The organism is Luteimonas sp. J29 (genome assembly GCF_000472505.1).
Classification (GTDB): domain Bacteria; phylum Pseudomonadota; class Gammaproteobacteria; order Xanthomonadales; family Xanthomonadaceae; genus Luteimonas.
Window position 1 is genome coordinate 316828 of the sequence record NZ_AWZR01000002.1, and the last position, 25999, is coordinate 342826.

The 25999-nt window shown below is 72.2% G+C and carries 23 protein-coding genes; 15 read left to right on the top strand and 8 right to left on the bottom strand.

The features are described 5' to 3' along the window. Window positions 1-3: 3 nt before the first annotated feature. From thiE to LUTJ29_RS0104315, 4 genes are read left to right on the top strand one after another with little or no spacing between them, the layout of a single operon-like run. Window positions 4-675, top strand: a complete 672-nt coding sequence (gene thiE, locus LUTJ29_RS0104300; RefSeq protein WP_232221145.1) for a thiamine phosphate synthase — start codon at window positions 4-6, stop codon at window positions 673-675. A gap of 32 nt (window positions 676-707) precedes the next feature. Further along, a complete protein-coding gene (hemL, locus tag LUTJ29_RS0104305; RefSeq protein ID WP_027071470.1) occupies window positions 708-2009 on the top strand; it encodes a glutamate-1-semialdehyde 2,1-aminomutase in 1302 nt (433 codons plus the stop codon). Further along, a complete protein-coding gene (locus tag LUTJ29_RS0104310; RefSeq protein ID WP_084524635.1) occupies window positions 1993-2883 on the top strand; it encodes an ion transporter in 891 nt (296 codons plus the stop codon). Before hemL ends, LUTJ29_RS0104310 begins: the two co-directional genes overlap by 17 nt. A 25-nt stretch (window positions 2884-2908) precedes the next feature. Further along, window positions 2909-3529, top strand: a complete 621-nt coding sequence (locus tag LUTJ29_RS0104315; protein WP_027071472.1) for an HAD-IA family hydrolase — start codon at window positions 2909-2911, stop codon at window positions 3527-3529. Window positions 3530-3755: 226 nt separating this feature from the next. Here the strand turns inward: LUTJ29_RS0104315 and LUTJ29_RS0104320 are convergent, their stop codons facing one another. After that, on the bottom strand, window positions 3756-4997 hold the full coding sequence (locus LUTJ29_RS0104320) for an acetylornithine transaminase (RefSeq protein ID WP_043740363.1): 1242 nt from the start codon (window positions 4995-4997) through the stop codon (window positions 3756-3758). 156 nt (window positions 4998-5153) lie between these two features. On the opposite strand from LUTJ29_RS0104320, the gene LUTJ29_RS0104325 reads away from it, so the two are divergent. Further along, window positions 5154-6278, top strand: a complete 1125-nt coding sequence (locus LUTJ29_RS0104325) for an aminotransferase class I/II-fold pyridoxal phosphate-dependent enzyme (RefSeq protein ID WP_027071474.1) — start codon at window positions 5154-5156, stop codon at window positions 6276-6278. 42 nt (window positions 6279-6320) lie between these two features. On the opposite strand, the gene LUTJ29_RS0104330 is transcribed toward LUTJ29_RS0104325, so the two are convergent. From LUTJ29_RS0104330 to LUTJ29_RS0104340, 3 genes are all read right to left on the bottom strand, one after another. Further along, on the bottom strand, window positions 6321-6758 hold the full coding sequence (locus LUTJ29_RS0104330; RefSeq protein ID WP_027071475.1) for a VOC family protein: 438 nt from the start codon (window positions 6756-6758) through the stop codon (window positions 6321-6323). Between the two features lie 75 nt (window positions 6759-6833). Next, window positions 6834-7652 (bottom strand): NAD(P)-dependent oxidoreductase, encoded by an 819-nt coding sequence (locus LUTJ29_RS0104335; RefSeq protein ID WP_027071476.1) that lies wholly within the window; start codon window positions 7650-7652, stop codon window positions 6834-6836. A gap of 29 nt (window positions 7653-7681) precedes the next feature. After that, window positions 7682-8344, bottom strand: coding sequence for a serine/threonine protein kinase (locus LUTJ29_RS0104340; RefSeq protein ID WP_027071477.1), 663 nt, complete (start codon window positions 8342-8344; stop codon window positions 7682-7684). A 47-nt stretch (window positions 8345-8391) separates the two neighbouring features. Between LUTJ29_RS0104340 and LUTJ29_RS0104345 the strand changes: the two genes are divergently transcribed. Then, window positions 8392-10401 (top strand): bifunctional DedA family/phosphatase PAP2 family protein, encoded by a 2010-nt coding sequence (locus LUTJ29_RS0104345; protein ID WP_027071478.1) that lies wholly within the window; start codon window positions 8392-8394, stop codon window positions 10399-10401. On the opposite strand, the gene LUTJ29_RS0104350 is transcribed toward LUTJ29_RS0104345, so the two are convergent. From LUTJ29_RS0104350 to LUTJ29_RS0104360, 3 genes are all read right to left on the bottom strand, one after another. Beyond that, the gene (locus LUTJ29_RS0104350; protein WP_027071479.1) at window positions 10384-10953 is read right to left on the bottom strand and encodes an LON peptidase substrate-binding domain-containing protein; all 570 of its coding nucleotides are present in this window, start codon (window positions 10951-10953) and stop codon (window positions 10384-10386) included. The genes LUTJ29_RS0104345 and LUTJ29_RS0104350 overlap by 18 nt on opposite strands. Before the next feature lie 65 nt (window positions 10954-11018). Next, window positions 11019-12398, bottom strand: a complete 1380-nt coding sequence (mpl, locus tag LUTJ29_RS0104355; RefSeq protein WP_027071480.1) for a UDP-N-acetylmuramate:L-alanyl-gamma-D-glutamyl-meso-diaminopimelate ligase — start codon at window positions 12396-12398, stop codon at window positions 11019-11021. A 232-nt stretch (window positions 12399-12630) separates the two neighbouring features. Then, window positions 12631-13209, bottom strand: coding sequence for an adenylate kinase (locus LUTJ29_RS0104360; RefSeq protein WP_027071481.1), 579 nt, complete (start codon window positions 13207-13209; stop codon window positions 12631-12633). Window positions 13210-13337: 128 nt separating this feature from the next. Here LUTJ29_RS0104360 and LUTJ29_RS0104365 point away from each other — a divergent pair, with 128 nt between their 5' ends. Then, window positions 13338-14594, top strand: coding sequence for a 6-phosphofructokinase (locus tag LUTJ29_RS0104365; RefSeq protein ID WP_027071482.1), 1257 nt, complete (start codon window positions 13338-13340; stop codon window positions 14592-14594). Window positions 14595-14625: 31 nt separating this feature from the next. Here the strand turns inward: LUTJ29_RS0104365 and ilvD are convergent, their stop codons facing one another. Continuing rightward, window positions 14626-16464, bottom strand: coding sequence for a dihydroxy-acid dehydratase (ilvD, locus tag LUTJ29_RS0104370; RefSeq protein WP_027071483.1), 1839 nt, complete (start codon window positions 16462-16464; stop codon window positions 14626-14628). 367 nt (window positions 16465-16831) lie between these two features. Between ilvD and ilvC the strand changes: the two genes are divergently transcribed. From ilvC to gdhA, 8 genes are all read left to right on the top strand, one after another. Next, complete coding sequence (ilvC, locus tag LUTJ29_RS0104375) at window positions 16832-17824, top strand: ketol-acid reductoisomerase (protein WP_027071484.1); 993 nt, start codon at window positions 16832-16834, stop codon at window positions 17822-17824. Then, complete coding sequence (gene ilvG, locus LUTJ29_RS16075) at window positions 17824-19593, top strand: acetolactate synthase 2 catalytic subunit (protein WP_051322682.1); 1770 nt, start codon at window positions 17824-17826, stop codon at window positions 19591-19593. The genes ilvC and ilvG overlap by 1 nt, the downstream gene beginning before the upstream one ends. Further along, a complete protein-coding gene (locus LUTJ29_RS0104385) occupies window positions 19577-19813 on the top strand; it encodes an ACT domain-containing protein (protein ID WP_027071485.1) in 237 nt (78 codons plus the stop codon). The genes ilvG and LUTJ29_RS0104385 overlap by 17 nt, the downstream gene beginning before the upstream one ends. 55 nt (window positions 19814-19868) lie before the next feature. Continuing rightward, window positions 19869-20786, top strand: coding sequence for an aminotransferase class IV (locus tag LUTJ29_RS0104390; RefSeq protein WP_084524638.1), 918 nt, complete (start codon window positions 19869-19871; stop codon window positions 20784-20786). Then, window positions 20786-21898: a threonine dehydratase gene (locus LUTJ29_RS0104395; protein WP_043740366.1), complete on the top strand. Its 1113-nt coding sequence runs from the start codon at window positions 20786-20788 to the stop codon at window positions 21896-21898. Before LUTJ29_RS0104390 ends, LUTJ29_RS0104395 begins: the two co-directional genes overlap by 1 nt. Then, on the top strand, window positions 21895-23445 hold the full coding sequence (locus LUTJ29_RS0104400; RefSeq protein ID WP_027071488.1) for a 2-isopropylmalate synthase: 1551 nt from the start codon (window positions 21895-21897) through the stop codon (window positions 23443-23445). Before LUTJ29_RS0104395 ends, LUTJ29_RS0104400 begins: the two co-directional genes overlap by 4 nt. Window positions 23446-23547: 102 nt before the next feature. Continuing rightward, on the top strand, window positions 23548-24606 hold the full coding sequence (gene leuB / locus LUTJ29_RS0104405) for a 3-isopropylmalate dehydrogenase (protein ID WP_027071489.1): 1059 nt from the start codon (window positions 23548-23550) through the stop codon (window positions 24604-24606). A 52-nt stretch (window positions 24607-24658) separates the two neighbouring features. Then, window positions 24659-25999: an NADP-specific glutamate dehydrogenase gene (gene gdhA, locus LUTJ29_RS0104410; protein ID WP_027071490.1), complete on the top strand. Its 1341-nt coding sequence runs from the start codon at window positions 24659-24661 to the stop codon at window positions 25997-25999.

Genomic DNA, 25999 nt, shown 5'->3' on the forward strand with positions numbered 1-25999 from the left:
TCCATGCGTGAGGGCGGAATGCCCGGTGGCGGACGCGGCCCGGGCCGGGCTGCCCGCGGCCTGTACGCGATCACTCCGGACACTGCCGACACCGGCGCGCTGCTGGCGCAGGTCGAACCGGTGCTGCCGTGCGCCACCTGGCTGCAGTACCGCAACAAGCAGGCGGGTCCGGACCTGCGACGCGAACAGGCCCTGGCCCTGCTCGGCGCCTGTCGCGCGCACGGCGTGCCCCTGATCGTGAACGACGACTGGCGGCTGGCCGCCGACATCGGCGCGGACGGCGCCCACCTCGGCGAGAACGACGGTGCGCTGCGGGAGGCGCGCGCGGCGCTCGGGCCGGACGCCATCCTCGGAGCCTCCTGCTACGACTCGCTGGCGCTGGCGCGCGAGGCGGTGGCGGCCGGCGCCGACTACGTCGCCTTCGGCGCGTTCTTCCCGACCACGACCAAGGCGACCACCCGCCGCGCCACCGTCGCGCTGCTGCGCGAGGCCGCGGGCCTCGGCGTGCCGCGGGTGGCGATCGGCGGCATCACGGTCGACAATGCGCCGTCCCTGGTGGCCGCCGGGGCCGACCTGGCGGCGGTGGTCGGCGCGGTCTTCGGCGCCGCCGATCCCGCCGCCGCCGCGCGTGCCTTCCGGGCCGCCTTCTTCCCCCCGCATACCCGCGACGGCTGAAGCCGCCGCCATCCGCTCCAGCAGGATCCCGCATGAACCACGATCGCTCCCACGCCCTGTTCTCCCGCGCGCAGCAGCTGCTGCCCGGCGGCGTCAACTCGCCGGTGCGCGCCTTCCGCTCGGTGGGCGGCGAGCCGTTCTTCGTCCAGCGCGCCGACGGCCCCTACCTGTACGACGTCGACGACAACCGCTACATCGACTACGTCGGTTCGTGGGGCCCGATGATCGTCGGCCACAACCACCCCGCGGTGCGCGAGGCGGTGCAGAAGGCGATCGCCGACGGCCTGTCGTTCGGCGCGCCGTGCCCGGCCGAAGTCACCATGGCCGAGGCCATCACCCGGCTGGTGCCCTCGTGCGAGATGGTGCGCATGGTCAATTCCGGCACCGAGGCCACGCTGTCGGCGATCCGCCTGGCGCGCGGCGCCACCGGGCGGGCGAAGATCGTGAAGTTCGAGGGCTGCTACCACGGCCACGGCGACTCCTTCCTGGTGAAGGCCGGCAGTGGCGCGCTGACCTTAGGCGTGCCCACGTCCCCGGGCGTGCCCAAGGCGCTGGCCGACCTCACCCTCACCCTGCCCTACAACGATTTCGACGCGGCCACGGCCCTGTTCGAGGAATCGGGCGCGGAGATCGCCGGCCTGATCATCGAGCCGGTGGTGGGCAACGCCAACTGCATCCCGCCGCGCGACGGCTACCTGCAGCACCTGCGCGCGCTGTGCACCCGGCACGGCGCGCTGCTGATCTTCGACGAAGTGATGACCGGCTTCCGGGTCGCGCTCGGTGGCGCGCAGGCGCACTACGGCGTCGTCCCGGACCTGACCACCTTCGGCAAGATCATCGGCGGCGGCATGCCGGTGGGCGCCTACGGCGGGCGCCGCGAGCTGATGTCGCAGGTCGCCCCGGCCGGACCGGTCTACCAGGCCGGCACGCTGAGCGGAAATCCGGTGGCGATGGCCGCCGGCCTGGCCATGCTGGAGCTGGTGCAGGCGCCCGGCTTCCACGCGCGCCTCGCCGCGACCACGGCCCGCCTGTGCGAAGGCCTCGAGGCCGCTGCGCACGAGGCCGGGGTGGCGGTCACCACCAACCGGGTCGGCGCGATGTTCGGCCTGTTCTTCACCAGCGAGAAGGTGGAGACCTACGCCCAGGCCACGGCCTGCGACACCGCCGCGTTCAACCGCTTCTTCCACGCCATGCTCGGGCGCGGCGTGTTCCTCGCGCCGAGCGCCTACGAGGCGGGCTTCGTCTCCAGCGCGCACGACGAGGCGGTGATCGACGCGACCCTCGAAGCGGCGCGCGAAGCGTTCCGGGACATCGGCGATGCCCGCGCCCGCTGAACCGGAGGGACGCGCGCGCGGCGACGGCAGCCTGTTCGAGCGCGAGTACCTGCCGGCGTCGACCGAAGGCCGGCGTTACCGCTGGTTCCGTCTGATCTTCCACCACGACGCACCGGACGAACGCAATTTCGACCTGGTGCTGATCCTGGTGATCCTGGCCAGCGTGGTGGTCGTGCTGCTCGACAGCATGCCCACCGTCAAGGCGCGCTGGCACGCCTGGCTGTACGCGGCGGAATGGATGTTCACCATCGCCTTCGCAGTGGAGTACGGGGTCAGGCTGTGGGTGGTGAAGCGGCCGTTGCGCTATGCGCGCAGCTTCTTCGGGATCATCGACCTGCTCGCGATCCTGCCCACGTTCCTGTCGCTGCTGTTCCCGGCCACGGCCTCGTTCGCGGTGATCCGGGCCCTGCGCCTGCTGCGGGTGTTCCGGGTGCTCAAGCTGGTGGAGTACTCCAGCGAGGCGGGGGTGCTGGTCGAGGCCCTGCTGCGCAGCCGGCGCAAGATCTTCGTGTTCATCGCGGCCCTGCTCACCATCGTGGTGATCTTCGGCGCGCTGATGTACGTGGTCGAAGGGCCGGAGAACGGCTTCAGCAGCATCCCCGCCGGCATGTACTGGGCGATCGTGACCGTGGGCACGGTGGGATTCGGCGACATCGCGCCGACCACGCCGTTCGGGCGCTTCGTGACCTCGGTCCTGATCGTGATCGGCTACAGCATCATCGCGGTGCCGACCGGCATCTACACCGCCGAGCTCGCGCGCTCGCTCCAGCCGCGGCGCCGCCGCGTGCGCTGCGCGGAGTGCGGGCTGCCCGACCACGAGGCCGACGCATGGCACTGCCGCAAGTGCGGGCGCGCCCTGCCCCCGGAGCAATGACCGGCGCCGGTCCGCGGAGGCCGCGATGCCGGTGAGGCCGCGCGCGCGCCGGCTGCTGCTGGACTTCGACAATGTGCTCGCCCGCTACCGGCGCGAGGTCCGCGTGGCGCACCTGGCCGCGCATGCGGGCACGCGCTTTTCGCGGGTGTGGCAGGCACTGTACGAGTCCGGACTGGAAGCGCGCTACGACGCCGGACAGGTCGCCACCGCCGACTACCTGCGCGAACTGGGCGAAGGCATCGGCGCGGCGGTGGACGAACAGGCCTGGCTGGAGGCGCGCCTGGCCGCCACTACGGCCGACGCACGCGTCCTGGCGCGGCTGCTGGCGCTGGACCCGGCACTGCCGATGGCAGTGCTGACCAACAACGGCGAACTGGCCGCGCGGGTGGTGCCGCGCGTCGTCGGACCGCTGGCGCCGCGCCTGGAAGGCCGGGTGCTTTGCAGCGGCAGCCTGGGCGGACGCAAGCCCGATCCGCGGGTCTACCTGCTGGCGCTGGAGCGGCTGGGCTGGAGCGCGGCCGACACGCTGTTCGTCGACGACCTGTTCAGCAATGTCCAGGGCGCGCGCGCCGCCGGGCTGCACGCCGACAGCGTGCGCGATGCCCGGGCCCTGGGCCGGGTGCTGAAGCGCTTCGGCCTGGCCTGAGCGGACGGACAAGGCCGGCAGGCGGGGTCCCGGGTGCGCCGCGCTTACCCGGGCGACCCGGTCGCAGGCCATGGCGCACATCGTGGGCGGCGCGGAACGGCCGAAGGCCGCGTCCGGGGCGCGCCAGGGCATGGATCGCCCGGATCCCGGACGGGCTTCGCCCGGCCGGGCTGCCGGCCGGAGCGCTGCGGCCTGGCCCGGGCGGGCCGCGGACGCCCGCAGGCGTTCAGGCGGCGAGCTTGGCCACCGCGCCGCGCAGGCGCGCGAGGCCCTCGGCCACGTCGGCATCGGTGATGTTGAGCGCCGGGACCAGGCGCAGTACGTCGGGGCCTGCCTGCAGCACGAGAAGGCCCTCGTGCGCGGCGAGGTCGAGGATCTCGCCGGCGCGGCCGGCGAACTCCGGCCCGAGCACGGCCCCCAGCATCAGGCCGCGGCCGCGCACTTCGGCGAAGACGCCGTATTCCTCGCCGATCGCCGCCAGCCCCTCGCGCAGCGCGCGCGACTGGCGCGCGACGTTGGCCGCGATCTGCGGCGAGGCCAGCTTGCGCAGCGCCACCCGCGCCACCGCCGCCGCCAGCGGATTGCCGCCGAACGTGGTGCCGTGGGCACCGTAGCCCATCGCCCCGGCGACCTTCGGGCCGGCCAGCATCGCGCCCACCGGGAAGCCGCCGCCCAGGGCCTTGGCCAGGGTGACGATGTCGGGCACCACGTCGTCCTGCCAGTGCGCGAACAGGGTACCGGTGCGGCCCATGCCCGCCTGGATCTCGTCCAGCACCAGCAGCGCGCCGTGGCTGTCGCACAGTTCGCGCACCTGCTTGAGGAAGCCGGAGGCGGCGGGCGTGACCCCACCCTCGCCCTGCACCGGCTCGAGCATCACCGCGGCGACGTCGCCGGCGGCCATCGCGGTCTCCAGCTGCACGATGTCGTTGAAATCGACGTAGCGGAAACCGCCGGGCAGCGGCTCGTAGCCTTCCTGGTACTTCGGCTGCGCGGTGGCGGTCACCGCGCCCAGGGTGCGGCCGTGGAAACTGCCGCGGAAGGTGACGATCACCCGGTCGCGCGGTGCGCGGCCCTGCGCCGCGGCCCACTTGCGCACCAGCTTGATCGCGGCCTCGTTGGCCTCGGCGCCGGAATTGCACAGGAACACACGCTCGGCGAAGCGGCTCGCGGTCACCAGATCCTCGGCCAGGCGCAGCGGCGGCTCGCTGAAGAACACGTTGCTCGTGTGCCACAGCTTGCCGGCCTGCCCGACCAGGGCGGCGTGCAGGTCCGGATCGTTGTGGCCCAGTCCGCACACGGCGATGCCGGCGGCGAAATCGACGTACTCGCGTCCCTCGCTGTCCCACAGGCGCGCGCCTTGGCCGCGCTCCAGCACCACTTCGCGCTGCTTGTACACCGGCAGGTAGTAGCGGTGGCCGAGGTCGATCAGGGAGGCGGTGTCGCCGGGGGCCGGCGTCGGGGCGTTCATGGCGGCGAGGATTCCTTGGAAGGCTGGAGCCGGCGGCGGCCGGGACGACATTATCGGCCCACGCCTGCCGCGCCGCCACGCCGCGGCCGCACTGCGTGCGCTCGCGTACCATCGACGCGTCGCCGCGGCACCTCCGCGCGCATCGGCCGATCCACCATGACCCACATCGAAACCCTCGCCGCCCGCGCCGGCAGCCGCCCGGATCCCGCCAGCGGCGCGCTGTCGCCGCCGCTGCAGCTGGCCACGACGTTCGAGCACGCGCCCGACGGCCGGCTGCCGCACGGCTTCCTCTACCAGCGCTACGACAATCCCACCCAGCGCGATGCCGAACAGGTGCTGGCGGCGCTGGACGGCGCAGCGCGCGCGCTGCTGTTCCCGACCGGGATGGCCGCCGGCGCCACCGCACTGCAGGCGCTGCCGCCCGGCAGCCACGTCCTGCTGTGCGACGACAGCTATTTCTCGTTCCGGGTCCTGGCCGCGCAGCAGTTCCCGCGCTGGGGGCTCACCCACACCATCGTCGACGTCACCGACCTGGACGCGGTGCGCGCCGCGATGCGCGCCGACACCGCCCTGCTGTGGGCGGAGACGCCGTCGAACCCGCTGCTGAAGGTGAGCGACATCGCCGCGCTGGCCGACATCGCCCACGCCGGCGGCGCGCGCCTGCTGGTGGACGGCACCTTCGCCTCGCCGGTGCTGCAGCAGCCGCTGGCGCTGGGCGCCGACATCGTCCTGCACTCGGCCACGAAATACCTCGGCGGCCATGGCGACGTGATGGGCGGGGTGCTGTGCTTCGCCGACGACGGCGACCATGCCGACGCCTGCCACCGGCTGCGGCTGCTCGCCGGCGCCACGGCCTCGCCGTTCGCCGCGTGGATGATCCTGCGCGGCGTGCGTTCGCTGCCGGCGCGGATGGACTGGCACTGCCGCAATGCGCGCACGGTCGCGGAGTTCCTGGCCGCGCATTCGAAAGTGTCGGCGGTGCACTATCCCGGCCTGGCCTCGCATCCGCAGCACGCGGTGGCCGCGGCGCAGATGCGCGACTTCGGCGGGATGCTGTCGTTCGAGGTGGCGGGCGGACGCGAGGCCGCGCTGGCGGTGGCAGCGCGGCTGCGCCTGTTCACCAACGCCACCTCGCTGGGCTCGACCGAGTCGCTGGTCGAGCACCGCGCCTCGATCGAGGGTCCGGATTCGCCCACGCCCGGTGGCCTGCTGCGCCTCTCGGTGGGGCTGGAGCACGGCGGCGACCTGGTCGCCGACCTGGCGCAGGCGCTGGCGGACTGAACCAGGCCGCGACGCACGCCTGCGCGTCGCGGGCCCGCCGCGTTACCAGGTACCGGTGTTCGGCATCGACGCCCAGGGCTCGGCCGGCGGCAGGGGGTCGCCCTTCTGCAGCAGCTCGATCGAGATCAGGTCCGGTGTGCGGACGAAGGCCATGCGGCCGTCGCGCGGCGGGCGGTTGATGGTCACGCCCAGCGACTGCAGGTGGGCGCAGATCGCGTAGATGTCGTCGACCTCGAAGGCCAGGTGGCCGAAATTGCGCGCGCTGCCGTAGTCCTCCGGCGGCGAGCCGTCCTCGGGCGGCCAGTTGTAGGTGAGTTCGACCTCGACCTCCGGATTCTCCGGCGCGGCGAAGTAGACCAGGGTGAAGCGGCCGGCCTCGTTGTCCATGCGCCGGGTCTGCCTCAGCCCCAGTCCCTCGGTGAAGAAGCGGCTGGTCTTGTCCAGGTCGTGGACCCGGATCATCGCGTGCAGGTACTTCATGGTGCGTTCCGGATGGCAGGGGTGGACATTGTAGGAGCGTGCGTCCCCGGCGGGCGCGCGCGACGCCGCGTCGCCTCAGTCCAGGAACAGGTCGGGCAGCAGCGGCCGGGCGGGATCGACGGCGTAGCGCGACAGGTCGGTCACCCCGGCCTCGGCCAGCACCTCGTCATCGACCAGGAAGCGGCCGGTGAAGCCGGCGGCCGGACGCACCAGGATCGCGTGCGCGGCGTCCGCCACGATCTCCGGGCGGCGGGCGTTGGTCGTGCTGACGCCGGGGATCATGTTCAGCGCATCGGTGGCGATCAGGGTGCGCGGCCACAGCGCGTTGATCGCGATGCCGCGGTCGGCGAATTCCGCCGCGAGGCCCAGGGTGACGAAGCTCATGCCCATCTTGGCCAGCGTGTAGCCCGTGTGCGGCGCCCACCACTTCGGGTCCAGCGAGGGCGGCGGCGCGAGCGTGAGGATGTGCGGGTTGGGCGCCTGCAGCAGGTGCGGCAGGCAGGCCTGGGCGCACAGGAAGGTGCCGCGGGCGTTGACCTGCTGCATCAGGTCGAAGCGCTTCATCGGCGTGTCCAGGGTGCCGCGCAGCCAGATCGCGCTGGCGTTGTTGACCAGGATGTCGATGCCGCCGAAGGCCTCGACGGTCTTTGCCACCGCGGCCTGGACCTGGGCCTCCTCGCGGATGTCGCACTGGAGCGCCAGCGCGCGGCCACCCGCCGCCTCCACCGCCCCGGCCGCGGTGTGGATGGTGCCGGGCAGCTTCGGGTTGGGCACCGCGGACTTGGCGGCGATCGCCACGTTGGCGCCATCGCGCGCGGCGCGCAGCGCGATCGCCAGGCCGATGCCGCGCGAGGCGCCGGTAATGAACAGGGTCTTGCCGGACAGCGTGTTCATGGATGCTCCATCTCGATGCGGGGCGGCGTTCAGGGCTTGGGCCCCTGCCCCTCGTTGTCTTCCCACTTCAGGATCCGCCGGGTCACGAACCGGTAGGCCGGCTTGCCGGTGCGGAACCACAGGTCGCGCACCCACGAGTTGCGCCGCAGCACGCGCTGCTCCACGGGAGTGAGCGCCTCGCGGCAGTACATGCGCTTGTGCTTGAGCAGGTGGCGCAGGTCCTCGCGGAACAGCAGCCGCATCCACCGCGAGCGCGGATCGCCGCGGCTGGCGAGCTGGAAGTCGATCAGCGCCGGGCGCCCGTCCTCGAGCACGAGCCAGTTCGCCTCCTTGGCCAGGTCGTTGTGGGCCACGCCGCGCCGGTGCAGTTCCCGCAGCAGCCGCCGGGCGGCATGGAACCAGGCCACGTCTCCGCGCGGCGGACGCTGGTACATCGCCGCGCCCGCCATGAAGCTGCGGTCGAGCCGCCGCCCGTCCCAGCCCAGCAGTTGCGGCACGTCGGCCATGCCGCGGATCCGCTCCAGCGCCAGCGCCTCGCGACGGGCCAGCCACCAGGCCGGCAGCCGCAGCCACGCGGGCACGTGCGCCAGGTCGCGGCGCACGAAGGTGCCCTCCGGCCCCTGCATCAGGGAGATGCGGCCGAAGCTGTCGGCCTTGAGGGCGCGGAGCTCGGTGGCGGCGTCGCGTTGCATGGCGACAGTGTAGGCGAGCGCCACGGCGCGGCTGTCATAATCCGCCGATGGACTCCGGCTGGTTCGACGCCACGCTCGCCTGGATCAGCGCGCACCCGATCGCGGCCGGCGGCCTCATCTTCCTGATCGCGTTCTGCGATTCGGTCGTCGTGCTCGGCATCCTGGTGCCGGCGCTGCCGCTGCTGTTCGGGATCGGCGCCCTGATCGGCCTGGGCCACATCGACGGCACCTACGCGATCACCTGCGCGGCGATCGGCGCGTTCCTGGGCGACGGCATCGGCTACTGGGTCGGCCATCGCTGGGGGCCGCAGCTGCGCGACCACTGGCCGTTCCGGCGCTATCCGCAGCTGCTCGACCGCGGCGAGCAGGTGTTCCGGCGGCACGGGGCCAAAGGCATTCTGATCGCGCGCTTCGTGGGCGCGATCCGCGCCTTCGTGCCCGCCATTGCCGGCATGCTGGGGATGCCGCTGCGGCGCTACGTGCCGATGAGCCTGCTGGCGTGCTACCTGTGGGCCGGCCTGTTCCTTGCCCCGGGCTGGATCTTCGGCGCCTCCTACGACGCCGTGGCGGCGGTGGCCGACCGGCTGGTGATGGTGCTCGGCGTGCTGGTGCTGGTGCTGGGGCTGGCCTGGGCGGCGGTGCTCTACACCTACCGCTGGTTCGACCGCCACGCCAACCAGCTCCTGGCGCGCGCGCTGCTGTGGACCCGCGCGCATCCGCGCATGGGCCGCTACGCGGCCGCGCTGATCGACCCCAAGCGCCCGGAGTCGGCTTCGCTGGCGATCCTGGCCGCCTGCCTGCTGGCGATCGGCTGGGCCTGGTTCGCGCTGCTGGTGACGGTGTGGATGCGCGACGAGCCGCTGGCGCTGGACCTGTCGGTGTTCCAGCTGATGTACGAGCTGCGCAATCCGCTGGCCGACCGCCTGATGGCGGGAATCGCCTCGATCGGCGACTGGGAAGTGCTGTTGCCGGCCGCGAGCCTGGCCCTGGCCTGGCTGGTCTGGCGGCGGCGCTGGAGCGCGGCGGCGCACTGGGTGGCCGCGCTGGCGTTCGGGCTGGTGCTGACCACCGGGCTGTCGTACCTGGTGGACATGCCGCTGCCGCCGACCGCGCCGAGCGGCTTCGGCTTTCCCTCGGTCTCGGTGACGATGGCCACGATCACCTTCGGCTTCTTCGCGGTCCTGATCGCGCGCGAATTGCCCGGCCGCACCCGGGTCTGGCCGTACATGGTGTCGGGCCTGGTCGCGGCGCTGCTCGGCTTCGCCCGCCTGTACCTGGGCGCGCACTGGCTCAGCGACGTGGTCGGCGGGATGCTGCTGGGCATCGTCTGGCTGCTGCTGCTGGGCATCGCCTACCGGCGCCGGGTCGAACGCTCGTTCTGGATGCGGCCGCTGGCCACGCTCTTCTACCTCAGCTTCGCGGTGGCCGCGCTGTGGCACGCGCCGCGGGCCGTCGACCCGCTGCTGGAGCGCTTCCACGCACCGCCGCCGGCGCTGGTGTTCAACGCCAGGCACTGGTGGGAACGCGACTGGGCCCAGCTGCCGGCGCACCGGCGCGAGCGCGACCCGAGCCGGCGCTGGAGCCTGGAGCTGCAGGTCGCCGGTCCGCTGGAGCCGCTGCGCGCGCACCTGGAAGCACGCGGCTGGCAGGCGCAGCCGCAGGCCGACTGGACCGGCACCCTGGGACTGCTCGACGACGACCTGCCGCCGCAGGAGCAGCCGGTGCTGCCCGCGACGCTGGGTACCGAGGCCGAGGCGCTGCTCATGCGCCGCGAGGCCGGCGACGGCCGCCTCCACGTCCTGCGCCTGTGGCGCGCCCCGGCCCGGCTGGACGACGGCACCCCGCTGTGGATCGGCGTGACCCAGATCCTGGAGTTCCAGCGCCCGCTGTCGGGCCTGTTCGGAATCTGGCTGCCCGCGGTGGACGACGACGCGCCCTACCTCGCGCTCAGGGACTCGCTCTCGGGGCTTGAGGTGCGCGAGGAAGCGCATCCGCAGGGCGGGATGCCGGTGCTGCGCCTGCGCACCGGCGCGCCGGCGTCAGGACAGCAGCCGTAGCAACTCGTCCAGGCGCCGCGCCGGATCGTCCTCCTCCAGCAGGCGCTGGCGCTGGGGCGGCAGCAGCGGCAGCAGTTCGGCCAGGCGCCAGCCGACCCACGCCGCTTCGTCGAAGCGCTCCTCCGGCGGCCGCGCGCCGGCGTCGACCTGCTCGAGGATCCGGCGCAGCACCTCGCCCAGCAGCGCGTGCTCCGGGCGCAGGCGGTCGGGCGGATCGGGCACGCGCCAGTCCACGTCGGCTTCGACCAGGCCGTTGCCGCGCACCCGGGTGGCGAGCACGCTGAACCGGCGCGCGCCGCGCAGGCGCAGCTGCAGCAGTCCCCCGGCGCCGGTGCCGAAGTCCTCGATCCGGGCCTCGGTGCCGCAGTCGGCCGGCACGGCCGGTGCGCCCACCTCGACCCCGCGCGCGATCAGGCAGACGCCAAAGCCCCTGCCGGTGCGTCCGCATTCGCGCACCAGGTCGAGGTAGCGCGGCTCGAACACGCGCAGGTCCAGCGCGGCACCCGGCAGCAGCACCGCGTTCAGGGGAAACAGGGGCAGGGTCTCTGGCATGGCGAGAGGCGGGAGGCACGGGCCGGATTCTCCCCCAACGCCGGGGCGGGGCCGGTGACGCCCGCTCAGGCGCCACCCAGCTGGGCGAGGAACCGGCGCTGCGCGCCGTCGAAACCGCCGTTGGACATGAACACCACGTGGCCGTCCTCGCCCGCCGCCTCGCCCAGCGCCGCCAGCAGCGCGTCCACGTCGGCGACCGCGCGTGCGCGCCCGCGGACCCGCGACACGACCTTCTGCGCATCCCACGGCAGTTCGGGCCGGGCCAGGAACACCACCTCGTCGGCATCGTCGAGCGACGGCGCCAGCGCGTCGGCATGCGCGCCCAGGCGCATCGAATTGCTGCGCGGCTCCATCGCCACCACGATCCGCGCACCGCCGACCCGGGCGCGCAGGCCGGCGAGCGTGGTCGCGATCGCAGTGGGATGGTGGGCGAAGTCGTCGTACACGGTGATCCCGCGCGCGGAGCCCAGCACCTCCAGGCGCCGCTTGATCCCGCGGAACCGCGCCAGCGACGGGAGCACCGGGGCGACGTCCACGCCCGCCGCCGCACAGGCGGCGATGGCGGCCAGGCCGTTGAGCACGTTGTGGTCGCCGAGTAATGGCCATTCGACGGTGCCGAGCGACCGGCCGCCGTGCAGCACCTCGAACGCGCTCCCGTCGGCGCGCAGCTTGCGCGCCTGCCACTCGAAGCCGCCCTCGAAGCCGAAGCGCTCGACCGGCGTCCAGCAGCCCATCTCCAGCACCTCGCGCAGGCGCGCGTCGTGGCCGTTGACGATGAGCCGGCCGCGCCCGGGCACGGTCCGCACCAGGTGGTGGAACTGGCGCTGGATCGCCGCCACGTCGGGGAAGATGTCGGCGTGGTCGTACTCGAGGTTGTTGAGGATCGCCACCAGCGGCCGGTAATGGACGAACTTGCTGCGCTTGTCGAAGAACGCGGTGTCGTACTCGTCGGCCTCGACCACGAACAGCGGTCGCCGCGTCGCGTCGCCGGGCGCGCCCAGGCGCGCCGAGACGCCGAAGTCCTCCGCCACCCCGCCGATCAGGAAGCCCGGCTCGCGCCCGGCCGCCTGCAGCAGGAACGCCAGCAGGGTCGAGGTCGTGGTCTTGCCGTGGGTGCCGGCCACCGCCAGCACGTCGCGCCCTGGCAGCACCTGCTCGCGCAGCCACTCCGCGCCCGAGGTGTAGGCGCGGCCGCTGTCGAGCACCGCCTCCACGGCCGCATTGCCGCGCGAGAGCGCGTTGCCGATCGCCACCGTGTCGCAGTCGGCCGAGATGTGTTCGGGCAGGTAGCCCTGTCTGAGCCCGATGCCCAGGCGCTCGAGCTGGGTGGACATCGGCGGATACACGGCCTGGTCGCTGCCCTCGACCTCGTGGCCGAGTTCGCGCGCCAGTGCGGCGACGCCGCCCATGAAGGTGCCGGCGATGCCGAGGATGTGGAGTTTCAAGGCGGACCTGCGTACGGCATGACAGCCGCGCACTTTACCCAATGCCGCGCGGCGCGGCTGGACGGGCGCGCGACCGCCGCGCGAAGCGGGCCGGCACGGGCATCGCCGGCCGCGGCCTCGCATCGCCGCGGGCGCGCGCCGCGGACGATGGCGCCCCCGGCTCCAGCCAGCGGCCTGCCCGGCGCGGGCATGCCCGCCGGGCGACCCGCGACGGGTCGCCGCCGTTCCGGGTTCAGCCGACCGCCTTGGCCGGCGCGATCGCCTCGATGATCCGCTGGAACACCTCGTCCAGCGAGCCGACGCCGTCGACCACGGTGAGCTGGCCGTGCTGGCGGTAGAACTCGATCACCGGCGCGGTCTGGGCGTCGTAGACCTCCAGCCGCTTGCGCACCGACTCGGGGTTGTCGTCGGCGCGGCCCTCGGCCTTGGCGCGGCCGGCCAGGCGCTCGATGATCTGCTCGTTGTCGACGGTCAGCTGGATCGCGGCGTCGAACTTCTGCCCGAGGCTGCCCAGCAGCTCGTCGAGCGCGGCGGCCTGGGCAAGGTTGCGCGGGTAACCATCGAGGATGAAGCCGGCCTTCGTGTCGTCGCGCGAGAAGCGCTCGCGCAGCATGCCCAGCAGGATGTCGTCGCTGACCAGCTCGCCGCGGGCCATCACCTCCTTGGCCTGCAGGCCCAGCGGGCTGCCGGCGGCCACTTCGGCCCGCAGCAGGTCGCCGGTGGAGATGTGCGGCACCTGCAGATACTCCTTCAGGCGCGCCGCCTGGGTTCCCTTGCCCGAGCCGGGCGCTCCCAACAGTACCAATCGCATCGACGAAATCCCCACAGGACGAAGGCCGGACGCGGTCCCGGGCGTTGCTACACTCGCCCGTCGCCGCGGATCAGGCGCCACTTTAACCCATCGACCCCCTCCATCCGACCACCCGCAGGAAGGTGCCCATGGCTTCAGGAACCCTGCTGTACTCCCAGTCCGGCGGTGTCACCGCCGTCATCAATGCCACCGCCTCGGGCGTGATCGGCGAAGCGCGGGCCCGCGGGGTCAAGGTGCTGGCCGCGCGCAACGGCATCCTCGGCGCGCTGCGCGAGGACCTGGTGGACACCTCGAAGGAGACGGCGGCGGCCATCCGCGGCCTGGCCCACACCCCGGGCGGGGCGTTCGGCTCGTGCCGCTACAAGCTCAAGTCGGTGGAGCAGGACCGGGCGAAGTACGAACGCCTGCTGGACGTGTTCCGCGCCCACGACGTGCGCTGGTTCCTCTACAACGGCGGCAACGATTCGGCCGACACCGCCGCCAAGGTCTCCAGGCTCGCCGCGGAGTTCGGCTATCCGCTCACCTGCATCGGCGTGCCCAAGACCATCGACAACGACCTCGCGGTCACCGACTGCTGCCCGGGCTTCGGCTCGGCGGCCAAGTACACCGCGGTCTCGGTGCGCGAGGCCGCGCTCGACGTCGCGGCGATGGCCGAGACGTCGACCCGGGTCTTCATCTACGAGGCCATGGGCCGCCACGCCGGCTGGCTCGCCGCGGCCGCCGGGCTGGCCGGCAAGGGCCCGGACGAGGCGCCGCACCTGATCCTGTTCCCCGAGCGCCCCTACGACGAAGCCGACTTCCTGGCCAACGTGCGCAAGGTGGTCGACCGCGTGGGCTGGTGCGTGGTGGTGGCCAGCGAAGGCGTCCGCACCGCGGACGGCCGCTTCGTGGCCGACTCCGGCGGCGGCCAGGACTCCTTCGGCCACACCCAGCTCGGCGGCGTGGCCTCGTACCTGGCCGGCCGGGTCAAGGACCAGCTGGGCCTGAAGGTGCACTGGACCCTGCCCGACTACCTCCAGCGCAGCGCCCGCCACCTGGCCTCGAAGACCGACCTCGAACAGGCCATCGCGGTGGGCCGCGCCGCGGTGAAGTTCGCGCTCGAGGGCCGCAATGCGACCATGCCGGTGATCGTGCGCACCTCCGACCGCCCGTACCGCTGGAAGATCGGCAGCGCGCCCCTGCACAAGGTCGCCAACCACGAGAAGACCTTCCCGAAGGCCTTCATCCGCCGCGACGGCTACGGCATCACCGACAAGGCGCGCACCTACCTCGAGCCGCTGATCCGAGGCGAGGCGCCGCCGCCCTACGGCAGGGACGGGATCCCGGCCTACGTCACCCTGAAGAACGTGGCGGTGAAGAAGAAGCTGCCGGCCTGGGAGGGCTGACCGGCGACCGCGGCCCGCACGGGCGGGGCCCTCAGCCCTCGAGCATCGCGAGGTTGCGCACCGCGCCCTTGTCGGCGCTGGTGGCGAGCAGGGCGTAGGCCTTGAGCGCCGCGCTGACCTTGCGCGCGCGTGTCTGCGCGGGCTTCCACCCGGCGGCGTCCTGCGCGGTGCGGCGCGTGGCCAGTTCGCCCTCGTCCACCAGCAGCTCGATCGAGCGCGCCGGGATGTCGATGCGGATCCGGTCGCCGTCCCGGACCAGGCCGATCGTGCCGCCGGCGGCTGCCTCGGGCGAGACATGGCCGATCGACAGGCCCGACGTGCCGCCGGAGAAACGCCCGTCGGTGAGCAGCGCGCACTGCTTCCCCAGCCCCTTCGACTTCAGGTAGCTGGTCGGGTACAGCATCTCCTGCATGCCCGGCCCGCCGCGCGGGCCCTCGTAGCGGATCACCACCACCTCGCCCGGCCGCACCTCGTCGCCGAGGATCCCCTGCACCGCGGCGTCCTGGCTCTCGTACACCCGCGCCGGGCCCTCGAACACGAGGATCGACTCGTCCACACCGGCGGTCTTCACCACGCAGCCGTCGACGGCGATGTTGCCGTGGAGCACGGCCAGGCCGCCGTCCTTCGAATAGGCGTGGTCCACGTCGCGGATGCAGCCTTCGGCGCGGTCCAGGTCGAGCTCCGGCCAGCGCGTGTCCTGGCTGAAGGCGACCTGGCTCGGGATGCCGGCGGGGCCGGCGCGGTAGAAGGCGTGCACGGCCGCGTCGGAGGTGCGCGCCACGTCCCAGCGTTCGATCGCCTCGCCCAGGGTCGGCGCATGCACGGTCGGCACGTCCGTATGCACCAGGCCGCCGCGCGCCAGTTCGCCGAGGATGGCCATGATGCCGCCGGCCCGGTGCACGTCCTCGATGTGGTACTTCTGCGTGTTCGGGGCGACCTTGCACAGCTGCGGCACCTTGCGCGACAGCCGGTCGATGTCGTGCAGGGTGAACGGCACCCCGGCCTCCTGGGCGGCGGCCAGCAGGTGCAGGATGGTGTTGGTCGAACCACCCATGGCGATGTCGAGCGTCATCGCGTTCTCGAACGCCTCGAACGTGGCGATGCCGCGCGGCAGCGCGCGTTCGTCCCCGGCGCCGTACCAGCGATGGCACAACTCCACCGCCAGCACGCCCGCGCGCTTGAACAGCGCCTCGCGGTCGGCGTGGGTGGCCACCACGGTGCCGTTGCCCGGCAGCGACAGGCCCAGGGCCTCGGTCAGGCAGTTCATCGAGTTCGCGGTGAACATGCCCGAGCACGAGCCGCAGGTGGGGCAGGCGCTGCGTTCGACCGCCGCCACCTGCTCGTCGGACGCGCTCGGGTCGGCGGCCATGACCATCGCGTCGATCAGGTCGAGCTTGTGGTCGGCCAGGCGGGTCTTGCCCGCCTCCATCGGCCCGCCCGAGACGAACACCGCGGGGATGTTGAGCCGCAGCGCGGCCATCAGCATGCCCGGGGTGATCTTGTCGCAGTTGGAGATGCACACCAGCGCGTCCGCGCAGTGCGCATTGGCCATGTATTCGACCGAATCGGCGATGACCTCGCGGCTGGGCAGCGAGTACAGCATGCCGTCGTGGCCCATCGCGATGCCGTCGTCCACCGCGATGGTGTGGAACTCCTTGGCCACGCCGCCGACGCGTTCGATCTCGCGCGCGACCAGCTGGCCGAGGTCCTTCAGGTGCACGTGCCCGGGCACGAACTGGGTGAAGGAATTGGCGATGGCGATGATGGGTTTCTGGAAATCCCCGTCGCGCATGCCGGTGGCGCGCCACAGGGCGCGGGCGCCGGCCATGTTGCGACCGTGGGTGGAGGTTTTCGAGCGGTAATCAGGCATTGAGCTGCGCGGGGGAATGACGCATTGCGTCAAAGCGGCATTGTCGGGAGTTTTCACCGTTACGGTTGCAACGATTTCCCCGGCAACGAAATTGCCGCCAGGCGCACGCGGTTTGCGCTTGACAAGCCGCGAAACCGGGGTTTAGTTTGCGCGAATGCTGCATTGCCACACCACCGCCCCGAATGTCCCCGACGCGCCTGCCGCGTCGAGCATTCTCGTACTCGCCCTTATTACCTCGCCGACAGGTGCGGGTCGATCGGGCGCGTAAGCACAAGGCGCCGAATCGCAGAACCCCGCACCGCAAGGGCGGGGTTTTTTGTTGCCCAGCCAGCCTCCAACCAACACCGTCACCGCCAAGAGAACCGACATGACCCAGTCCTCCCTTCCCAAGCCCCGCATCGCCATCGTCGGCTACGGCAGCCAGGGCCGCGCCCATGCGCTGAACCTGCGCGACTCGGGCTTCGACGTGACCGTCGGGCTGCGCCCGGGCGGCCCGACCGAGGCCAAGGCCAAGGCCGACGGCTTCATGGTCAGGTCGCCTGCCGAGGCGGTGAAGGACGCCGACCTGGTGGCCGTGCTCACCCCCGACATGGTGCAGCGGAAGGTGTACGAGGAGGCGCTGGCGCCGAACATGAAGCAGGGCGCGTGCCTGCTGTTCGCGCACGGCCTGAACGTGCACTACGGGATGATCGCCCCGCGCGACGACCTCGACGTCATCCTGGTCGCGCCCAAGGGCCCGGGCGCGCTGGTCCGCCGCGAGTACGAGATCGGCCGCGGCGTGCCCTGCATCTACGCGATCCACCAGGACCGCAGCGGCAACGCCCGCCAGCTGGCGCTGGCCTACGCCGACGGCCTGGGCGGCGCGCGCGCCAACCTGATCGAGACCAACTTCAAGGAAGAGACCGAGACCGACCTGTTCGGCGAGCAGGCCGTGCTGTGCGGCGGCGCCTCGTCGCTGGTCCAGGCCGGCTTCGAGGTGCTGGTCGAGGCCGGCTACCAGCCGGAGATCGCCTACTACGAGGTGCTGCACGAGCTGAAGCTGATCGTCGACCTGTTCTACGAGGGCGGCATCACCCGCATGCTCGAGTTCGTGTCCGAGACCGCGCAGTACGGCGACTACGTCAGCGGCCCGCGCGTGATCGACGAGTCGGTCAAGCAGCGCATGCGCGAAGTGCTCAAGGACATCCAGGACGGCACCTTCACCAAGAACTGGGTGGCCGAGTACGAGGCGGGCCTGCCGAACTACAACCGCTACAAGCAGGCCGACCTCGAGCACCCGATCGAGCAGGTCGGCAAGAAGCTGCGCGCGAAGATGGTGTGGCTGGACAACTCCCCGAAGGACCAGAAAGAGGCCGCGTGATGAACGGTGCGCACTGGCTGGTGCAGGCACTCGAGGCCGAGGGCGTCGACACGCTCTTCGGCTACCCCGGCGGCACGATCATGCCGTTCTATGACGCGCTGCACGGCGCGTCGCTGAAGCACGTGCTGGTGCGCCACGAGCAGGGGGCGGCGTTCGCCGCCAACGGCTACGCGCGCGCCAGCGGGCGGGTCGGCGTCTGCGTCGCGACGTCCGGCCCGGGCGCGTCGAACCTGGTGACCGGCATCGCCGACGCCATGTTCGACTCGGTGCCGATGGTGGTGCTCACCGGCCAGGTGCCGACCTTCCTGATGGGCACCGACGCGTTCCAGGAGCTGGACGTGTTCGGCATGACCATGCCGATCGTCAAGCACAGCTTCCTGCCGCGCAGCGTCGACGACCTGCCGCGGATGTTCGCCGAGGCGTTCCGGATCGCCCGCAGCGGGCGCCCCGGACCGGTGCTGATCGACCTGCCCAAGGACATCCAGCAGGCCGACGCCTCGCACCTGCCGGTGCACTCGCCGCTGCCGGTCGAGCCGGTGCCCGGCCCGCCGGACGCGGCGCTGCACGAGGCCGCCGCGCTGATCTCGCAGTGCCGCAAGCCGGTGGTCTACGCCGGCGGCGGCGTGGTCCTGGGCGATGCGGTGGAGGCGTTCCGCGAGTTCGTCGACCTCACCGGCCTGCCCACCGTGCTGACCCTGCGCGGCCTGGGCGCCCTGCCCGCGAACCACCCGTCCAATCTCGGCATGCTGGGCATGCACGGCAACCGCGCCGCCAACATGGCAGTCCAGGAGTGCGACCTGCTGTTCGTGGTCGGCGCCCGCTTCGACGACCGCGCCACCGGCAAGCTGGCCGAGTTCGCGCCGAACGCGCGCGTGGTCCACCTGGACGGGGACTGCAGCGAGATCGGCAAGCTGCGCCATGCCGACGTCTCGGTGCCCGGCGACCTGAACCAGAGCCTGTCGCGCCTGGCCGCGCCGCTGGCGGCGCAGATGGAAGGCCGGCACTCGGTCGCGCGCAAGGCCTGGCGCGACCTGTGCATGGAGCGCAAGGCGCGCTGCGCCCCGCGCTACGACGCGCCCGGGGAGTCGGTGTATGCGCCGGCCCTGCTCAGGCGCCTGAGCGAGCTGGCGCCGCACGCGGTCGTCACCTGCGACGTCGGCCAGCACCAGATGTGGGTGGCCCAGCACTGGCGCCTCCAGCACCCGCGCCAGCACCTGACCAGCGGCTCGCTCGGCGCGATGGGCTTCGGCCTGCCGGCGGCGATGGGCGCGCAGGCGGAGAACCCCGACGCGCTGGTGGTGTGCGTGAGCGGCGACGGCTCGTTCATGATGAACATCCAGGAGCTGGCGACGATCCGCCGCTATCGCCTGCCGGTGAAGATCGTGCTGCTGGACAACTCCGCGCTGGGCATGGTCCGCCAATGGCAGGAGCTGTTCTTCGAGAAGCGCTATTCGGAGATCGACCTGTCCGACAACCCGGACTTCGCCGAGGTCGCGCGCGCGTTCGGCATCCAGGCGCTGCACGTGGACAAGGCCGCGAACGTCGAGGACGCGCTCAAGGCGCTGCTGGCCGCGGAAGGCCCGGCGCTGTTGCACGTGGCGATCGACACCGCCGCCAACGTCTGGCCGCTGGTGCCGCCGAACCACAACAACGCGCAGATGATGGACCCGGACGACGCCGGCACGCTGGACACCGGCGCGCCGGTCGCGGCGCCGTCCGCATCCGCCCCGTCCGCCTCCCAGGAGCCGAACAATGCGCTATCAGCTTGAACTGACCCTGCGCCGCGCCGAGGGCGTGCTGGCGCGCGTGCTCGGCACCACCGAGCGCCGCGGCTTCCGCCCGCTGGCGGTGGACGGCACCACCAACCCCGAGGACGGGAACTGGACGCTGCGGATGACGGTCGAGGGCGAACGCTCCGACAGTTCGCTGCAGCAGCAGCTGGCCAAGCTCTACGACTGCGTCTCGGTATCGGTACAGCCCTGCCCGTAACGCGGACCTCCCGCACCACGCCAGACCGCTGACCCCCACCACCGGATACCGAACCATGAGCGCCACCGTCACTCCCCTCGCCGAAGCCCCCCGCCCGCAGGCCGCCGCGTCCGTCGCATTGGCCTGGTTCGACGGCGGACTCGTCCCCGCCGACGGCCTCCAGGCCGGGCTGACCACCCACGCCATGCACTACGGCAGCGGCGTGTTCGAGGGCATCCGCGCCTACGCCCTCGACGACGGCGGCGCGGCCGTGTTCCGCCTGCCCGAGCACCTGGAACGCATGCGCCGCGGCGCCGAGATGTTCGGCCTGCCCTTCGACCCGGCCCAGGCCACCGCCGCGGTGCTCGCGACCCTGCGCGCCAACGGCCACCGCGACGCCTACATCCGCCCGCTGGCGTGGTTCGGCGAAGGCAGCTTCGGCCTCGACGTGGAAGGCCACGTTCCGCACCTGATGGTCGCCACCACCGCCACCCAGGTGCACCTCAACGGCAGCCGGGCCCGCCTGGGCGTGTCGAACTGGCGCCGCAACCCGTCCGATTCGCTGCCCCCGCTGAAGCTGTGCGGCGGCTACGTCAACTCGATCCTGGCCAAGCGCGAGGCCAAGGCGCGCGGCTTCGACGAGGCCCTGTTCACCGACCGCGACGGACTGGTCGTGGAGTGCACCGGGGCCAACGTGTTCATGGTCAGGGACGGCCGGCTCACCGCGGTCGCGCACGGCGATTCGCTGGACGGCATCACCCGCGACACCCTGCTGCGCCTGACCGGCGCCGAGGCGCGCCCGGTGCCGCTGGCCGAGCTGCTCGAGGCCGACGAGGTGTTCGCCTGCGGCACCGCCGCCGAGGTCGCGCCGGTGGCCCAGATCGAGGACCGCCAGTACGGCGACAACCCGGTCACGCGCGAGCTGCAGGCGCTGTACGCGCGCGTCGTGCGCGGCCGGGAAGCAGCCTGGCGCCACTGGCTGACGGAAGTCTGATGGACCCCGCCGTAGCCGCCGCCACCCAGGTGACCGCCAGCGACGTGCTGGCGGCCCAGGCCCGGCTGCGCAGGTACCTCGACGTCACCCCGACCCACTACGCCGAACGCTTCGGCACCTGGCTCAAGCTCGAGAACCTGCAGCGCACGGGGTCGTACAAGGTCCGCGGCGCGCTCAACGCGCTGCTGGCCGCGCGCGAACGCGGCGACGACCGCTACGTCATCACCGCCTCGGCCGGCAACCACGCCCAGGGCATGGCCTGGGCCGCCTACCGCCTCGGCATCCCGGCGATCACGGTGATGCCGCGCACCGCGCCCGACACCAAGGTCGCCGGCGTGGCCCACTGGGGCGCCACCGTGCGCCTGCACGGCGACACCTACGACGAGGCCAAGGCGTTCGCCAGGGAGCTGGCCGAACAGAACGGTTTCCGTCTGCTGTCGGCCTTCGACGACCCCGACGTGATCGCCGGCCAGGGCACGGTGGGCCTGGAGATCGCCGCAATGAACCCGGACGTGGTGCTGGTGCCGATCGGCGGCGGCGGCCTCGCGTCCGGCGTGGCGCTGGCGCTGAAGTCGCAGGGCGTGCGCATCGTCGGCGCCCAGGTCGAAGGCGTCGACGCCATGGCCCGCGCGCTGCGCGGCGACCGCGCCCCGGTCGACCCGCGGCCGACGCTGGCCGACGGCGTCCGGGTCAAGGAGCCGGGCTACCTCACCGAGCGCCTGCTGCGCGAACTGCTGGACGACGTGGTGATCGTGCGCGAGGCCGAGCTGCGCGAGACCCTGGTCCGGCTGGCGCTGGAGGAGCACATCATCGCCGAGGGCGCCGGCGCCCTGGCCCTGGCCGCCGGCAAGCGCGTCGCCGGCAAGCGCAAGTGCGCCGTGGTCTCCGGGGGCAACCTCGACGCCCCGGTCCTGGCCACCCTGCTCTCGGAGGTCCGCCCGCGCCCGCCGCGCAAGCCGCGCCGGCGCGTGCGCGAGCGACTTCCATCGCCGGCGGCGAAGCAGGCCCCGCTTCCCGCCGGCGTCCTCCCCGAACGCACCATCCCCCGGCCCCGGACCGAGTCCGCGGCGGGTACCATCGGCAAAGATCTTCCCGAGGAACTCCTCGCATGAACACCAACCCCGAGTTCGTACGCATCTTCGACACCACCCTGCGCGACGGCGAGCAGTCCCCGGGCTGCAGCATGACCCCGCAGCAGAAGGTGGTGATGGCGCGTGCGCTGGCCGAACTGGGCGTCGACGTCATCGAAACCGGCTTCCCCGCCAGCTCCCAGTCCGACCGAGACGCCACCGCGCAGATCGTGCGCGAGCTGCGCGACACCACCCTGGCCGTGCTCTCTCGCTGCCTGCCCGCCGACATCGAGGCCTCCGCGCGCGCGCTCGAGGGCGCCGCCAGGCCGCGCATCCACGTGTTCCTGTCCACCAGCCCGCTGCACCGCGAGCACAAGCTGCGGATGAGCAAGCAGCAGGTGATCGACTCGATCGCCACCCACGTCGCCCTGGCCCGCCGCTACGTGGACGACGTCGAGTTCTCGCCCGAGGACGGCACCCGCACCGAGGAGGACTTCCTGCACGAGGCGGTCGGCGTGGCGATCGCCGCGGGCGCCACCACGATCAACGTGCCCGACACCCTGGGCTACACCACGCCCGAGGAGATCCGCGGCCTGTTCGCGCGCATGATCGCCAACATCCCCGGGGCGAAGGACGTCGTGTTCAGCGCCCACTGCCACAACGACCTCGGCCTGGCCGTGGCCAACTCGCTGGCGGCGATGGAGGGCGGCGCGCGCCAGATCGAATGCACCATCAACGGCATCGGCGAGCGCGCCGGCAACGCCGCGCTCGAGGAAGTGGTGATGGCGCTGAAGGTGCGCAACGCCTTCTACGAGCTCGACACGCGCATCGACACCACCCGGCTGGTCCCGACCTCGCAGCTGCTGCAGCGCCTGATCGGCATGCCGGTGCAGCGCAACAAGGCGATCGTGGGCGAGAACGCATTCGCGCACGAGTCGGGCATCCACCAGCACGGCATGCTGCGCAACCGCAGCACCTACGAGATCATGAACCCGTCCGACGTCGGCTGGCCCGACACCAAGATGGTGCTGGGCCGCCACAGCGGCCGCGCCGCGCTCGAGCACCGCCTGCGCGCGCTGGGCTACACCATGGAGGACGAGCAGCTCGACCAGGTGTTCGCGCAGTTCAAGGCGCTGTGCGAACAGCAGCGCGTGGTCGAGGACGACGACCTGGAGCGGCTGATCAGCGGCGGCGTGACCGGCCAGGGCTACCGCCTGGCGTCGATGACGATCAGCGACCGCGGCCAGCGCGCCAGCGCCCAGGTCGAGCTGTCGGACCCGGAAGGGCGCAAGGTCAGCGAAAGCGCGCTGGGCGACGGCCCGGTGGACGCGCTGTTCGCGGCCCTGGCCAACGCCACCGGCGTCAAGCTGTCGCTGGAGAGCTACAGCGTGCACAGCGTCGGCCTCGGTGCGGATGCCCAGGGCGAGGCGACGCTGAGCGTCCACCACGAGGGGGTGGAATACCAGGGCAGCGGCATCAGCCGCGACATCATCGAGGCCAGCGCGCTGGCCTGGCTGGACGTCGCCAACCGCATCCTGCGCCGCAATCCCGGCCGCACCCCCTCGGCCGACGCCCGCGCCACCGCCTGAGCGACATGCCCCGCGCGACCGACGGATGCGCCCCGCGCGTCCGCCGGCACGCGCGCGCCGGCCGCCGGCCCCGCATTCCTTCCACGCAAGACTTTCGACTCCATGCAAGCTGACATCGTCGTACTGCCCGGGGACGGCATCGGTCCCGAGATCGTCTCCGCCACCGTTCCGGTCCTCGAAGCCGTGGCCGCGCGCTTCGGCCACGAGTTCCGTTTCGCCGAGCACGACATCGGTGGCATCGCCATTGACCGCCACGGCGAGCCGCTGCCCGCGGCGACGCTCGAGGCCGCGCGCAACGCCGATGCGGTGCTGCTGGGCGCCGTCGGCGGCCCGAAGTGGTCCGACCCGAACGCCAAGGTGCGCCCGGAACAGGGCCTGCTGGCGATCCGCAAGGCCCTGGGCCTGTTCGCCAACCTGCGCCCGGTGCGCCCGCACCCGGCTGCGCTGGGCGCCTCGCCGATCAAGTCCGAACTGCTCGAGGGCGTGGACATCGTGGTCGTGCGCGAACTCACCGGCGGCATCTATTTCGGCGACAAGACCCGCAGCACGACCGACGCCAGCGACCTGTGCCGCTACACCGTCGACGAGATCGAGCGCGTGGTGCGCGTGGCCGCGGGCCTGGCGCGCCAGCGCCGCGGCCACCTGACCTCGGTCGACAAGGCGAACGTGCTCGAGACCTCGCGCCTGTGGCGCGACGTCGCCACGCGCGTGGTGCACGAGGAATTCCCGGACGTGACCCTCGAGCACCAGCTGGTGGATTCGATGGCCATGCACCTGCTGTCGAAGCCGCGCGCCTACGACGTGATCGTGACCGAGAACATGTTCGGCGACATCCTCACCGACGAGGCGTCGATGCTCGCAGGCTCGCTGGGCCTGCTGGCATCGGCCTCGCTCGGCGCGGGCAAGGTCGGCATCTACGAGCCGATCCACGGCTCCGCGCCCGACATCGCCGGCAAGGGCATCGCCAACCCCTACGCCACGATCCTCAGCGCCGCGATGCTGCTGCGCCACTCGCTGGGCCTCGAGGCCGATGCGGCGGCGGTGGAGGCCGCTGTGTCGTCGGCGCTGGACGACGGCGTGTTCACCGCCGACCTCGCCGCGCGCGGCGCTGCCGTCGACACCGCGCGCGCCGCCGCCGCGGTGGTCGAGCGCCTCGCCTGACCCGGGCGTCCGGCGCGCACGCGCCGGCGCCAAGCCAACCCAGGACATGACCATGCCACCTTCGAGGCAAGAGTTCCTCGCCCGCGTGGAGCGGCGCGATCCGGGCCAGCCGGAGTTCCTGCAGGCTGTGAAGGAAGTCACCGCCAGCCTGTGGCCGTTCCTCGAACGCCATCCGGAGTACGCCCGCGACGGGCTGCTGGAACGCCTGGTCGAGCCCGAGCGCGTGCTCCAGTTCCGCGTCTCGTGGGTCGACGACCACGGCCAGGTCCAGGTCAACCGCGCCTGGCGCGTGCAGCACAGTTCGGCGATCGGCCCGTACAAGGGCGGCATGCGCTTCCACCCGACGGTGAACCTGTCGATCCTGAAGTTCCTCGCCTTCGAGCAGACCTTCAAGAACGCGCTCACCACCCTGCCCATGGGCGGCGGCAAGGGCGGCGCCGACTTCGATCCCAAGGGCAAGAGCGACGGCGAGGTGATGCGCTTCTGCCAGGCGCTGATGCTCGAGCTGTACCGCCACCTCGGCCCGGACACCGACGTGCCCGCCGGCGACATCGGCGTCGGCGCGCGCGAGGTCGGCTACATGGCCGGGATGATGAAGAAGCTGTCCAACCAGGCCGGCTGCGTGTTCACCGGCAAGGGCCTGGCCTACGGCGGCAGCCTGATGCGCCCGGAGGCCACGGGCTACGGCACGGTGTACTTCGTCGAGCAGATGCTGCACCACGCCCACCGCGAAACGCACGGCGCGCGCGTACTGGTGTCCGGCTCGGGCAACGTCGCCCAGTACGCGGCGATCAAGGCCACCGACCTGGGCGGCAAGGTGCTGACCTTCAGCGACTCCGGCGGCACGCTCTACGCCCGCGACGGCTTCGACATGGAAGCGATCGAAGCGGTGATGGAACTGAAGAACGTGCGTCGCGGACGCCTCGCCGAGCTGGGCGAGGACCCGCGCTTCGAGTACCTGCCCGGCAGGCGCCCGTGGCACATCCCGGCCGAGATCGCCCTGCCCTGCGCCACCCAGAACGAACTGGACGGCGAGGACGCGCGCGCCCTGGTGAAGAACGGCGTGGTCTGCGTGGCCGAGGGCGCGAACATGCCTTCGACGCTCGAGGCGGTGGACGTGTTCCTGGAATCCGGGACGCTGTACGCGCCGGGCAAGGCGTCCAACGCCGGCGGCGTGGCCACCTCGGGACTGGAGATGAGCCAGAACGCGCTGCGCCTGTCCTGGCACCACGCCGAGGTCGACGAGCGCCTGCACGCGATCATGAAGGACATCCACGGCAACTGCGTGCGCCACGGCCGGCGCAAGGACGGCACGGTCAACTACGTCGACGGCGCCAACATCAGCGGCTTCGTGAAGGTGGCCGACGCGATGCTGGCGCAGGGCGTGTACTGA